At 49.7% G+C, this 13,463-nt stretch carries 10 protein-coding genes and 2 CRISPR repeat arrays (1 of these 12 running past the window's edge); all 10 genes read left to right on the forward strand.

Annotation, left to right across the window (positions count from 1 at the left end; all coding sequences use genetic code 11):
* The first annotated feature begins 91 nt into the window (after nucleotides 1-91).
* Nucleotides 92-1,326: direct repeats of the CRISPR family, unit length 33 nt; unit sequence GTCGCACTTCGTATGGAGTGCGTGGATTGAAAT.
* A 446-nt stretch (nucleotides 1,327-1,772) separates the two neighbouring features.
* The 10 genes from DQG13_RS12415 (at nucleotide 1,773) to cas2 (ending at nucleotide 11,836) form a co-directional block, all read left to right on the forward strand.
* Nucleotides 1,773-2,129, forward strand: a complete 357-nt coding sequence (locus DQG13_RS12415; RefSeq protein ID WP_113020088.1) for a Fic family protein — start codon at nucleotides 1,773-1,775, stop codon at nucleotides 2,127-2,129.
* 292 nt (nucleotides 2,130-2,421) lie between these two features.
* Complete coding sequence (locus DQG13_RS12420) at nucleotides 2,422-2,946, forward strand: RNA polymerase sigma factor (protein WP_113020089.1); 525 nt, start codon at nucleotides 2,422-2,424, stop codon at nucleotides 2,944-2,946.
* Nucleotides 2,943-5,522, forward strand: a complete 2,580-nt coding sequence (cas3, locus tag DQG13_RS12425) for a CRISPR-associated helicase Cas3' (protein ID WP_258525646.1) — start codon at nucleotides 2,943-2,945, stop codon at nucleotides 5,520-5,522. Before DQG13_RS12420 ends, cas3 begins: the two co-directional genes overlap by 4 nt.
* A gap of 343 nt (nucleotides 5,523-5,865) precedes the next feature.
* The gene (locus DQG13_RS12430) at nucleotides 5,866-6,156 is read left to right on the forward strand and encodes a transposase (protein ID WP_113020090.1); all 291 of its coding nucleotides are present in this window, start codon (nucleotides 5,866-5,868) and stop codon (nucleotides 6,154-6,156) included.
* A gap of 120 nt (nucleotides 6,157-6,276) precedes the next feature.
* Entirely contained in the window at nucleotides 6,277-6,984 is a 708-nt protein-coding gene (cas5c, locus tag DQG13_RS12435; protein WP_113020091.1) for a type I-C CRISPR-associated protein Cas5c, read from the forward strand.
* Between the two features lie 15 nt (nucleotides 6,985-6,999).
* Nucleotides 7,000-8,943 carry a type I-C CRISPR-associated protein Cas8c/Csd1 gene (gene cas8c, locus DQG13_RS12440; protein ID WP_113020092.1) on the forward strand — a complete coding sequence of 648 codons (1,944 nt, stop codon included), beginning with the start codon at nucleotides 7,000-7,002 and terminating at the stop codon, nucleotides 8,941-8,943.
* 3 nt (nucleotides 8,944-8,946) lie between these two features.
* On the forward strand, nucleotides 8,947-9,822 hold the full coding sequence (gene cas7c / locus DQG13_RS12445) for a type I-C CRISPR-associated protein Cas7/Csd2 (protein WP_113020093.1): 876 nt from the start codon (nucleotides 8,947-8,949) through the stop codon (nucleotides 9,820-9,822).
* Entirely contained in the window at nucleotides 9,809-10,468 is a 660-nt protein-coding gene (gene cas4, locus DQG13_RS12450) for a CRISPR-associated protein Cas4 (protein WP_113020200.1), read from the forward strand. Before cas7c ends, cas4 begins: the two co-directional genes overlap by 14 nt.
* The gene (gene cas1c, locus DQG13_RS12455; protein WP_113020094.1) at nucleotides 10,465-11,496 is read left to right on the forward strand and encodes a type I-C CRISPR-associated endonuclease Cas1c; all 1,032 of its coding nucleotides are present in this window, start codon (nucleotides 10,465-10,467) and stop codon (nucleotides 11,494-11,496) included. The genes cas4 and cas1c overlap by 4 nt, the downstream gene beginning before the upstream one ends.
* Nucleotides 11,497-11,545: 49 nt before the next feature.
* Nucleotides 11,546-11,836, forward strand: coding sequence for a CRISPR-associated endonuclease Cas2 (gene cas2 / locus DQG13_RS12460; RefSeq protein ID WP_113020095.1), 291 nt, complete (start codon nucleotides 11,546-11,548; stop codon nucleotides 11,834-11,836).
* A 239-nt stretch (nucleotides 11,837-12,075) separates the two neighbouring features.
* Nucleotides 12,076-13,463: a CRISPR direct-repeat array (repeat unit 33 nt; unit sequence GTCGCTCTCCGCGAGGAGGGCGTGGATTGAAAT) (it continues 1,721 nt past the right edge of the window).

A 13,463-nucleotide genomic window follows, 5' to 3' on the forward strand; every position in this document is an offset into this window, starting at 1 on the left:
AGAATAGTACACTCAGTATCTCATGGTGTTCTACTCTTTTGAAGGTGGTCTCAGTTTGACGCTTACGGAGATATTCGCCACCTGGCCGAAAGTCGCACTTCGTATGGAGTGCGTGGATTGAAATAAATCCCACAGAGATCAACACTTCTTGGTCCGCGTCGCACTTCGTATGGAGTGCGTGGATTGAAATAGCCCTGCGTTATTTGCGGAGAATCCACTAACGTGTCGCACTTCGTATGGAGTGCGTGGATTGAAATCAAACCAAGGAGGCGAAAACAGAAATGAGCAACGTCGCACTTCGTATGGAGTGCGTGGATTGAAATACATTCAAATTTTGTTCATAATCAGGTTTCCTAAAGTCGCACTTCGTATGGAGTGCGTGGATTGAAATTAAGCTGGCTTGCGGACTCTGGCGAAGGAAGTCGTCGCACTTCGTATGGAGTGCGTGGATTGAAATTGTGCCGCTGCCGCAAAAAGGGATGATAATTTGGGTCGCACTTCGTATGGAGTGCGTGGATTGAAATAATTGATTGAGGTGGAAAAAGCCATTTCCGCCATGTCGCACTTCGTATGGAGTGCGTGGATTGAAATATCCTCCGTGAGGGGGCGGAGGGGGAAGCGGAATGTCGCACTTCGTATGGAGTGCGTGGATTGAAATCTGTTGAGGAACGCTTCGTGAAGGCTAAATGATGGTCGCACTTCGTATGGAGTGCGTGGATTGAAATGACGCGTACGCCGGATCAGTAGCGTATCCGCACGCGTCGCACTTCGTATGGAGTGCGTGGATTGAAATCCGTTTAAGCGGACTAGCGGCAGCGCCGTGCTGGCCGCACTTCGTATGGAGTGCGTGGATTGAAATCTACGGGGTACAGGATTGGAATAAAACCAGCAAGCCGCACTTCGTATGGAGTGCGTGGATTGAAATAGTCATCGAACTTGCCTATTGGGACAATGACTCGCCGCACTTCGTATGGAGTGCGTGGATTGAAATACACAATCGTGGGTTTGGATGTATGGAAATTAAAAGCCGCACTTCGTATGGAGTGCGTGGATTGAAATCCGTGTACCATCTTTATCCTCCTTTACGGATTATGCCGCACTTCGTATGGAGTGCGTGGATTGAAATACCGGCCGCCGGTCCGGGCAATACCGGCACATAGTCGCACTTCGTATGGAGTGCGTGGATTGAAATCGCGTAGATTATCACCGGGATAGCCCACCCCGCGTCGCACTTCGTATGGAGTGCATGGATTGAAATCTCCTCCGTGATATCCGTGAAGTTAGCAATATCCGGTCGCACTTCGTATGGAGTGCGTGGATTGAAATTAGCCCCAATGTGCCGCGGCACTGTGAGTATATCTTAGAGGATTGCATTTCAGATAGAACGCAGGGGGTTGGTTATACCTGGGTACTCTCATGTTATACTCTGTCATGCTGGAGAAGGAATAGAGGGAAGGGGATACGGTTATGAGCAGTTGTGACTGCCAGCAGCAGTTACCGTATGATTTTGCCTCTTATGTCAGTTGTAATGTGAAAATGGCGGACTATTTATGAAACCATTCTTGGATAAATATACACTGACGAAACAACAGAATTTGTTTCTGGCCAAAAGAAATGGGATGAAAATATATACTGCGGAATGAAAATGGAGAATCGCAATATCACGTTTCCGCAAACACAAACGATTTTAAACGGAGTTAACGTACCTGGTGTTACATTGGATGACCTTCAGGCTGTTCTCAATATGCGAGACGCTTGGCGTTATCTCATGAATGTTCACAGATGATGTGCTTCCAATTCCGGTACCAAGCGAAGTTGAGCAAGAGCTAGCCGATTTGCTGGCTGCCGACATGAGCACAACTGAACGTGCGATCACGGCATTTTTGTGGGGAGCAAGACGGCAAATGTTTTGGGAAGGCAATAAGCGGACTTCTCTATTACTCGCCAATAAGTTTCTAGTCGAGCAAGGGCATGGCATGCTCAAGGTTACGGAAAAAAATATGGGGCGATTTAATGAACTGCTTTCTGTGTACTATAGCACCAACGATATGGATCAGATCAAAGGTTTTTTGTATGAGCATGCGATCCATGGCATTGATTTCGAGCTTGGGCCTCGCGGAACGGAATAGGAATGAGAAGTCGAATTTTACGGTCGAATAAACCAAGGGAGCTTGCTTCTTAGTCAGCCCAACCCCAACCCTTCTCTCGATAGAAGGTTTTTTGTTGTTTTGCCCCGGCAAAGAGAGGAAAAGGTTGGAAAAGCTAAGGACACAACGAAGGAATTTGTAAAATTATGTAGAAGTGAAGTATAGGTCGAATTACTCACTTTCAATGTCCAGATTTTTTTGAAGTGTGTGGAACCTTTTACCCTCTATTTGGGATCTATATTTATATAGGGACAACTCCAAGGGAGGGTCAGGCATGGGGGACGAAGACAATATCAAAGCCCAAAAAGGCGATATGGAAGCTTTTGTTAGGATTGTTGTTTCAAGTTTACCGATACTCTGTCAAATTGCAGCTTCTATTTTAAAAAATGAGCTGGACCAATCTGATGCTGTCAGCAATACGATAACCAAAGGCTTGCAATCCGTGAAGAAGGGTAAACATGTTAAGAATTACTTGAGCTGGTTCCGCAAGGTTGTTCGAAACGAGTGTTTTAAAATACATAACAAAAACCGTGCACAAATTAATCTTTGCAAAAGAATAAATAAAATGTCCCCTCGACTCCCGGATGCTCTTTCTGCGTTCTCTATCGATCTTTCCTCCTATACCGATTGCCTCAACCCGCTAGAACGTCAAATTATTATTGAATCCTATTCATCGGATCTGACCAATCAGGAAATCGCCAGCAAGTTGAACCTTCCCCTAGGAACTGTAAAATCCAGCAAAAGCCGTGCTCTTGCCAAAATGAAGCTGAATACAAAAAAGGGAGGAATCCGTTTATGACAGAAGCCCGAAATGATAAGGATCATGCGATTCCAGTTTCTCTTCAGGATAAGGTCGAATTGATGCTTAGCAGCGCCCTGCAGGACTACTACGGCTCTCGCAATTACGATATAAACATACAGGACCCAGACGTGTACATAGCCCACATCAGTGATAAAGAAAAGCGTGTTCAGACCGTGCCTGAGCATTTGGAGGCTGTTAAGGAAGGCTGCGAGACTTTCGGGAAGAAGGCAGGGGTATCCTATCTGGCCGGAATGGCCGGGCTTTTGCATGATATGGGGAAAAATACCCCATCCTTCAAACGATATATTCAGTTGGCAACCGCGGACCCTGATCATCCGCCTAGAAGAGGCTCTGTAGACCATTCCACTGCAGGAGGAAGGTGGGTATACCAACGATACTGCCACGACGCGGCTTCACCGGTAAGCAGGATAGCGGCGGAATGGATTGCCAATTGCGTGATCTCCCATCACCAGGGGTTAAGGGACTACTTGGGACCGGAGGCAAGCTCCCCTTTTCTGGACCGGGTTCTGGAGAAAAAAGACGGGATGGAGGAATATGAGCAGGCGGTTGCTGCTTTTGTGTCGAGATATGATCTGGAGAAACTGGATCAATACTTTGCACTGGCTGTTGCCGAACTGGAGGAGATTATACGGAAGGTCAAAGCCAATAGGCTGAAGCCCATCATCTACTCGCTGCTCAATAAGTACCTGTTTAGTTGCCTGCTTGATGCAGACCGTTCAGATACCCGCCAGTTTGAAGAGGGAAAGAAAGAGCCTTGGGAAAAGGATAATCGCTGGTTTTTTGCCCAGAGCTATGAGCGAGTGCTGCAAAGGCTGAATGAGATGAACGGAGGCGAGGCAGCGGACAAACCGATCAACCGCTTGCGAAGCCAGATGTCTCAGCAATGTGAAGAATTTGCCGTTCACCCCTCCGGCATCTACACCTTGTCCATTCCAACCGGTGGCGGAAAGACGCTGGCAAGCTTGCGTTATGCTTTAAAGCATGCACTGGCACATGGCAGAGAGAGGATCATTTACATTGTGCCGTATACAACCATCATTGAGCAGAATGCCAAGGAAGTCCGTGACATTTTGCAGGATGAGGAGCATATTCTGGAGCATCACTCCAATATTTTGGATGACCAAGATACGGATACGAACAAAAGTGATTATCTGGTTCGTAAAGAAAGATTGAGCCTGATCCGGGACAATTGGGATAGCCCCATTATTTTTACAACAATGGTTCAGTTCTTGAATACAATTTACGCCAAGGGAACGCGGAATACCCGAAGGCTGCATCGGCTTTGTAATGCGGTTATTATTTTTGACGAGGTGCAGGCCGTTCCTCCCAAGTGCATTTCTTTGTTTAACGCCGCGCTGAACTTTTTGCATGTGCTGGGGAATTCCTCGATTTTGTTGTGCACAGCCACTCAACCGGCCCTTCATTTTGTGAAGAATCGTCTCCAGATGCCGGAGCAGGCCGAGATCATTCAGAATCGGGAGGAGGTCAGCGATCAGTTTAAAAGAGTGGAGCTTATAAACCGGGTAACATCTGCCGGCTGGGATACAGAGGAACTGACACAATTCATTCAGGAGCGGATGATGGAGGTTAGAAGCACTCTTGTTGTCTTGAATACTAAATCAGCCGTGCGGAAGCTTTACACCCATCTGACAAAGGAGTCGGGTGCAGACGAAGAGGAATTGTTGATTGTTCATTTGAGTACCAATATGTGCCCGGCCCACCGCCGTGAGGTGTTGGAGAAGGTCAACAAAGCATTGGACCCAAAAAATCCCAAACGCATTATTTGTATCAGCACACAATTAATCGAAGCAGGGGTAAATGTAAGCTTCCAATGTGTCATTCGCTCCTTGGCGGGACTGGATTCCATTGCCCAGGCGGCAGGGCGTTGCAACCGGCATGGCGAAGTTCTTTCGCGGGAGGTGTATATGATCCGTTCAGCGGAAGAAAAGTTGTCCAAGCTGCCTCACATCAAAATCGGAGCGGAAACCACCGAGCGGGTGATGCGGGATTATGAGAGCAATCCTGGAAAGTACGGGGGAAGCCTGCTTTCTCCCAAGGTGATAGAGGAGTATTTCCGGTTATATTACGACCGGATTAAAGAGGAGTTGGATTACCCGATTCCCCGTCTGGAGAAAAATATGTTCGATCTCCTGAACAAAAACCAGGCATATTATGAATCTTATTGTCGCACATACGGCAATCCTCCTGAGCTTTACAGCTACGCTGCATTTGCTACTGCCGAGCAGCACTTTGAGGTCATTTCCCAGGCTACTGTGGCTGTACTGGTTCCTTTCAATGAGGAGGCCAATAATATCCTGCTGGATCTGAACGGTGCGGCGGCGCCGGAGAGGTTGGGTGAATTGCTGCGCAAAGCTCAGCAATACGTGGTGAATGTATACGATCCGGAGCGCAAGGCATTGGAGCGGGAGGGGCATATTTTCAGTCTGCTACACGGGCAGATATTCGCACTTCAAAAACAAGCTTACTCCCTGGAGTTCGGGCTGGACCCGGACGGGGAAGGCGGAAGCTCTATGGGATTTGAAGATGTATAAGAAGAAAAACCCGCCAAAGGCAGGTTTTCTCACCATAACATAATTGCCAAGCAATTCATAATTTTCAATCCCCGCTTTTCAGCGACAAATACAACATACAGTGTAGCATAGAACGATTTATAAGGACAAATATCCAACATGACCTTTTTTTTAAAAATGCATTGTAAAATCCAAGCAAATGATATATCCTAAATCTAGGGATATATTGAAAATTCCATAACATATCATTGCAATGCAATACATAAGAAAAGTGGTGGTGCTGCTCAGGCTTTTGTTAGTCTGAAAGCTTAACATCAAGAAATGAGAGTAGGAGCGATCATCGCTCTCCTTTTGAGGTGACCTAATGAAAAGGAAAAGCCACGATAACGAGTTTAAACAGCAAGTCATCTACATGATACAAAACCAAGGAAAAGCTGTTTCTTTGGTTGCGCGGGAATTAAGTCTGCACAACAGCACTATCTATCGATGGGTGGCGGAGTTCAAGCAGGAAAGAGCAAAATCCAATTTCAGAAGCGGACAACAGAAGCCGGATCAAGTGACATTCCGGCATATGATCAAACGAATCCGCGATTTGGAGGAGGAGAACGATATCCTAAAAAGAGCCACTCACTTCTTCACTAAAGACGGGCGTTGATCTATCTGTTACTCGGCCAGCACTGTTTTCAGTAGCGTAAAGGTCCAGCTCCAGAAGGAAACTGGTCCTAATTACGAATAATATTTTGAAATCGACTGTTTGTAAAAGGAGGTGAGAACAATGCGGAACCAAATTGAATTTGAGTTATACGGGAAATATGCCCTCTTTACTGATCCTTTGACGAAGCTCGGGGGAGAGAAGCTCAGCTACCAGGTCCCCACCTACCAAGCATTGAAGGGAATCGTCGAAAGCATCTACTGGAAGCCTACGCTCACCTGGTACATCGATAAAGTGAGGGTGATGAATGTCATTCAGACGGAGTCCAAGGGGATGCGGCCCATTGAATATAATGGCGGTAATACACTGGCATATTACACGTATTTGAAGGATGTCCGGTACAGAGTATTGGCCCATTTTGAATTTAACCCGCACCGTGAGGATCTGGCTCATGACCGTAATGAACATAAGCATCACAACATTAGCAAGCGGGCGTTGGCGGCAGGAGGGCGGCGGGATATTTTTCTGGGAGTCAGAGAATGCCAGGGGTATGTGGAGCCTTGTTCCTTCTATGAGGACAAAGGTTTCTACGATGATGTTCCAGAGGTGCATTTTGGCATGATGCTGCACGGCATCAGCTACCCGGATGAAACGCCTACCGGAGAGCAGCTAACCCGCTTATGGCCTGTTACGATGAAGAAGGGGATTATCAGCTTTATCCCTCCCGAGCAATGCACCATAACCCGCAGCATGGGAACAGGAGCAATCAAGCCGTTTGGCCCTGGGAACATGCAAGGAGTGGACGAACTGTATGAGGAGTATTTTTCGTAAGGGGGATGCGAAGCGATGACTTGGTTAAAGAAGCTGATGGATACATATGACGCCAATTTCCGTCTCGTAGGGCAATTTGAGAAAAACCGGTTTGGTCAGGAATATGCTCTTATTCCCGTTTCCCACACAACCCAAGGGGCGCATGTTGAAATCCGGCTTAATATGGCAGGCGAATTGATTAAGGCTTCCGTAGTTGATAAAGACGATTCCAATACCATTATTCCCTGTACGGAGGATTCTGCCAGCCGGACCAGCGCTCCTGTGCCGTATCCATTGTTCGATAAGCTTCAATATGTTGCAGGGGATTACACTACTTATTGCAAAGAGGCCAAGAGTGCGGAGCCTCATGCCAATTATCTGAAGCAACTGAAGGATTGGTGCGACTCCCCGGACTCCCACCCAAAGGTGAAAAGTGTGTATGCCTATGTCAGCAAGGGAACGCTAATCCGCGATCTTGTGCAGCAAGGGGTTCTATGGCTGGATAAGGAAGGCAGCCTGCTCGCTAAGTGGACTCCGGAAGCAAAGGAATTGTATGGGGACAAAAAACAGATTTTCTCGGTGCTGGCCGGCGACCAGCATGCTGCATTTGTCCGGTTCATTGTGGAGGAACCTGGCGTTTCGGAGGACCGACTGTGGCGGGATACTTCTGTGCAGAATGCCTATGTGCGCTATATGGAGAGGCAGCAGGCAGAGAAGGATTTATGCTTCATTACGGGAGAGCGGCTTCCCTGTGTGGACAAACATGCCTCCCGCATCCGCGGTTCCGGTGATAAATCCAAGCTGATTTCGGCCAATGATTCTACCGGATTTACATTTCGGGGACGCTTCAGCACCAGCCGGGAGGCAGCGACAATCAGCTTTGAGGCTTCCCAGAAGGCTCACAATGCATTGAAATGGCTTGTGGAGCGTCAGGGCATTAACAAAGGCGGACGAATCTTCCTGATCTGGGGGACGGATGATCCCGGAGCGGTTCCTGATCCCCACAGAGGCTCCAATCCCTTGTTGGGCGATGAGGATGAAGATGAAGTAGCGGAAAGCGGAGATAGTACCCATAAGGAATTTGCCGAACGAATCCGTAAAGCGCTGGATGGATTCCGATACAAGGCCGAATACAGGGCTGATGTGGTCATTATGATTCTGGATGCGGCTACAACAGGCAGAATGTCAGTGGTCTATTACCGGGATATGGATAAAAATATATTCCTCGATCGGCTTGCGGAATGGTTTACCAACTGCTCCTGGCCGTTGCCCGGCAAGAATAAAGGGGGCAGGACATCCTTTTTTATGGCCTCTCCCAGTACCTCGGAGGTTGTGTTTGCGGCGTATGGCTCACGGGTGGATGATAAGCTTGAGAAGGCGGCCCGGGAACGGTTGCTCCCCTGCATTGTAGACGGGAAGCCTATACCTGCCGATATTGTGGATAATGCTGTTCGCAGGGCTTCCAACCCGGCAGGGATGGAGGCATGGGAATGGGAGAGAACGCTGGGAATAACCTGCGCGCTCGTCCGCAAATCTGAAAAGGATAAGCACAAGGAGGAGTATGAGGTGAATCTGGATACCAGTAATAGGGACCGTAATTATCTGTTCGGACGGCTCCTGGCTATCGCCGATGTGCTGGAACGCTCAGCCCTTGGCAAGGAGGAAAGGCGGGCGACAAACGCAGTCCGGTATATGGGGGTTTTCGCAAGGCATCCGCTTAGGACATGGGGAATCATTCAGCGCTGTCTCCAGCCTTACCAGGCGCGAATGGGAACAAAGGCGAATTATTATAACAAGTTGCTGGACGAGGTTCTATCCATGTTTCGATTGGAAGAGTTTTCGGATGAGCCTTTAACCAATGTCTATCTGATCGGTCTGGCAGGCCAGCGCACCGAGCTTTACAAGAAACGTTCCGACAAGGATGCTCCGGAAGCGGCAGAAATTTTGTCCGATGAAGAACAGGATAACGAGGAGGAATAAGAGATGGGTACTTTGGATCATAAGATTGACTTTGCAGTTGTTTTTTCGGTCAAAAATGCCAACCCCAATGGAGATCCGTTGAATGGAAACCGGCCGCGTGAAAATTACGAAGGCAGGGGAGAGGTTTCCGATGTATGCTTGAAGCGCAAAATCCGCAACCGCCTCCAGGACATGGGGGAATCCATTCTGGTTCAATCCGATGACCGCCGCAACGATGCGTATCTCAGTATTAAGGACCGGGTGGATGCCAACAAGGAGGTGCAGGAGTTTGCTTCCGGCAAAAAGCAAAACAGTGAATTGTTTGCCCGCGCAGCATGCGAGGCCTGGATTGATGTGCGGAGCTTTGGCCAGGTATTCGCATTCAGCGCCAAGGATAAGGAAGCAAAAGGCGTCTCTGTAGGCGTTCGTGGCCCTGTTTCCATCCATACTGCATTCAGCGTTGATCCAATCGATATTACCAGCACCCAAATTACGAAGAGTGTAAACTCGGAAACCTCCGGCAAAAAGGGCTCCGACACCATGGGGATGAAGCATCGGGTGGACTTTGGCGTATACGTATTCTACGGCAGCATCAATACTCAATTGGCAGAAAGAACAGGGTTTACCAATGAAGATGCAGACAAAATTCGGCAGGCATTGATTACTCTGTTTGAAAATGATACATCCTCCGCCCGCCCTGACGGCAGCATGGAGGTGCATCGGGTCTACTGGTGGGAGCATAGCTCCAAGCTGGGACAATATTCCTCTGCCAAGGTGCACCGTTCGCTGAAGGTCAACCGTAAGAAAACGTCCGGTGCGGAAAAATCCGTAGAGGACTGGTACGAGATTACGGTGGAGTCCCTGGATGGGCTGGCTTGCCAAGAATATGCCGGAATATAGTGAGGAGGATTATTTGCTGCTGTCGGGCATTCAGCATTTTAACTTTTGCCGGCGGCAGTGGGCACTGATCCATATTGAGCAGCAGTGGGCGGAGAATGTGCGTACGATTGAAGGATCGCATGTGCACCGGGTGGCGGACCAGCCTTTTCTCCGGGAAAAGCGCGGCGGCAAGCTGGTTGTACGGGCTATGCCGGTGCATTCCAGGACGTTAGGAATAACGGGAGTTTGTGATGTGGTAGAATTTGTGCGCGATCCCCAGGGGGTGCCGTTGGCTGGGGAGGAAGGATGCTATCTTCCCTATCCGGTGGAATACAAACGGGGCAAGCCCAAAAGGGATGACTCCGACCGCTCCCAGCTTGTGGCCCAGTTGATGTGCCTGGAGGAGATGCTGGCCTGCGAGCTGTCCATGGGCTATCTCTATTACGACGAGATCAAGCATCGTGTGGAGGTTCCGGTTGACTCCGGGGACAGGGAGCGGGTTACAGCGGCTCTGGAGGAAATGCATCATTACTTCCGGCGCAGGCATACGCCCAAGGGCAAGCTCGGGCCCCATTGCAGGAGTTGCTCGCTTCATGATATTTGTCTGCCGGAGCTTGGGGGCAGGGTCTCTGTGGCAAGCTATATCGAAAGCAGGTTGGCGGAATGAAGAAGCTGCTGAATACGTTATTTGTGACAACGCCGGATGTGTATCTTTCCCTGGATGGGGAGAATGTGGTAGTAAAGCAAGAGGACAAGGTTTTGAAGAGGGTGCCGCTGCATAATCTTGAATCGGTGTGCGCCTTTGGTTATACAGGCGTAAGTCCGGCATTAATGGGAGCCTGTGCGGATCGGAATGTGGCCATTACCTTCATGACGAAAAACGGGCGTTTTCTGGCGCGGGTAATTGGCGAGGACCGCGGCAATGTGGTGCTGCGCAAGGAGCAGTACCGGATATCCGACGATGACCGGAGAAGCGCAGCAGTGGCGCGAAACTTTATTCTGGGCAAAATCTACAACAGCAAGTGGATCGTAGAGAGAGCTATCCGGGATTACAGCCTGAGGCTGGATGCGGAACGACTGAAGCGAGTCTCTCTATCTTTGAGTGAAACTATGAAGTTTGTACGGAGCGTGGAAGATTTGGAGGTGCTGCGGGGATTGGAGGGCGCCGCGGCTGTGCAATATTACAGTGTCTTCGATGATCTGATTTTGCAGCAGAAGGAAAGTTTCCACTTCCACGGGCGCAGCCGGAGGCCTCCGTTGGATGCGGTGAATGCGCTCTTGTCTTTCTTGTACACGATGCTCTCCAATGATATGAAGGCAGCCCTGGAGGCAGTGGGGCTGGACGCGTATGTTGGCTTTATGCATCGGGACAGGCCGGGCCGCGCCTCTTTGGCACTGGATGTTATGGAGGAATTGCGGGCTGTGATGGCGGATCGTCTGGCGTTGTCGCTTATCAATAAGAAGCTGATCAATGGCGGGGGCTTCTGTCAAAAAGAAAACGGCGCGATCATCATGGATGACGATACCCGAAAGCAGGTGCTCCAGGCTTGGCATGAACGGAAGCAGGAAACCATTACCCATCCGTATTTGAATGAGAAAATTTCCTGGGGATTGGTTCCTTATGTCCAGGCACTGCTGCTGGCCCGGTATATCCGCGGCGATCTGGATGAGTATCCGCCCTTTTTATGGAAATGATGATTGCCCTCCCGCGGAGTATGCGGATTGAAAGGGGACAGATGAGGCTGTGCTGGTATTGATTACCTATGATGTGAGCACCACCACAAGCGAAGGCCGCAGAAGGCTCAGCCAGGTGGCGCGCAAATGCCAGGATTATGGGCAACGGGTGCAGAACTCCGTGTTTGAATGCCTGCTGGATGCGACTCAACTTCGCAAGCTGAAATTTGAACTGGAGGAGCTGATCGACAAACAAACCGATAGCCTTCGTTTTTATAACCTGGGAGACAAGTATAAATCCAGAGTCGAGCATATGGGAGCCAAAGCCTCTTTTGACATGGATGGGCCGTTGATTGTCTAGGCATAGGGTTCGGTAATATCTGGAGGCATAGGCACTCATTTGCGGACATACTTTAAGTGGTGCGAATATCAAGCTCCCATAAAAATCCCGGCTCCTTCGCACCTCAAATATTGTCGAAGTTGATCGAAAACGAGCTGTAGTATAAAATGTCAAGAGCGCAAGCCTATCAATCTCATATATGTCCATTTGAAAAAGCAACAATTGATCGCAGCCCGCGATCAATCAAGTGAATTTTCGCAGTCGCTCTCCGCGAGGAGGGCGTGGATTGAAATCAAGATATCTGGTTCCACGCCGGGTTAAATATCGTCGCTCTCCGCGAGGAGGGCGTGGATTGAAATCAAGATGAAAAATTGATCAATAAAGCTCAATTTGTCGCTCTCCGCGAGGAGGGCGTGGATTGAAATGTCTCCCGGCTCCGTAGGCTCGAAGTCCGGTGTGTCGCTCTCCGCGAGGAGGGCGTGGATTGAAATAGCAAGCGCCGCCGCTCTTGGTATAACCGTGTTAGTCGCTCTCCGCGAGGAGGGCGTGGATTGAAATTAAACTGTTGGGAAACATACATGACAACCCTGAAGTCGCTCTCCGCGAGGAGGGCGTGGATTGAAATCAAACAAGTAGGGATATATTCAGCAGCCCCATCTGGTCGCTCTCCGCGAGGAGGGCGTGGATTGAAATCGACAATGAGCTGCATAATATGGCGCTATCCTCGTCGCTCTCCGCGAGGAGGGCGTGGATTGAAATACGCCGTTAACCTCCTCATGCAAAGTATTTTTGGTCGCTCTCCGCGAGGAGGGCGTGGATTGAAATAAATACTCGTACCCCTGCTTGTGGTAATTGGGTGGTCGCTCTCCGCGAGGAGGGCGTGGATTGAAATGTGGTCATCGCTGCTCCATACCCTCGGACCCGGTGTCGCTCTCCGCGAGGAGGGCGTGGATTGAAATAGATACACTCCAAAGTTCATCCAGCTCCACTTGGGTCGCTCTCCGCGAGGAGGGCGTGGATTGAAATTTGGACAGGTCTTCATGCTCCTGCTCCGTCAGCGGTCGCTCTCCGCGAGGAGGGCGTGGATTGAAATCGCAGCGAAGAAAGCCGTTTCTAGGGTGTTTTGTTGTCGCTCTCCGCGAGGAGGGCGTGGATTGAAATACCTCCTTGCTTTGGAAGGATTATCCTCCTGTGTGTCGCTCTCCGCGAGGAGGGCGTGGATTGAAATACCTCCTTGCTTTGGAAGGATTATCCTCCTGTGTGTCGCTCTCCGCGAGGAGGGCGTGGATTGAAATTGCTTGAATCCTCTTCCCGCAAAGATACGCCGGAGTCGCTCTCCGCGAGGAGGGCGTGGATTGAAATAAATTGCCGAAGGGGAACAAACTCCATGCGGTGGTCGCTCTCCGCGAGGAGGGCGTGGATTGAAATATCCGCGTCGCCTTTGGCGTTGTATAAGCCATTGGTCGCTCTCCGCGAGGAGGGCGTGGATTGAAATCCGGTCCATGCTGATGGGGCTGTCCCAAGATATGTCGCTCTCCGCGAGGAGGGCGTGGATTGAAATATTTTCACTGGCTACCGACTGGTACACCAGCTCGGTCGCTCTCCGCGAGGAGGGCGTGGATTGAAATACTGTTGTTTTTGGTGGTTC

Source organism: Paenibacillus sp. YN15 (genome assembly GCF_003285005.1).
GTDB lineage: Bacteria > Bacillota > Bacilli > Paenibacillales > NBRC-103111 > Paenibacillus_AR.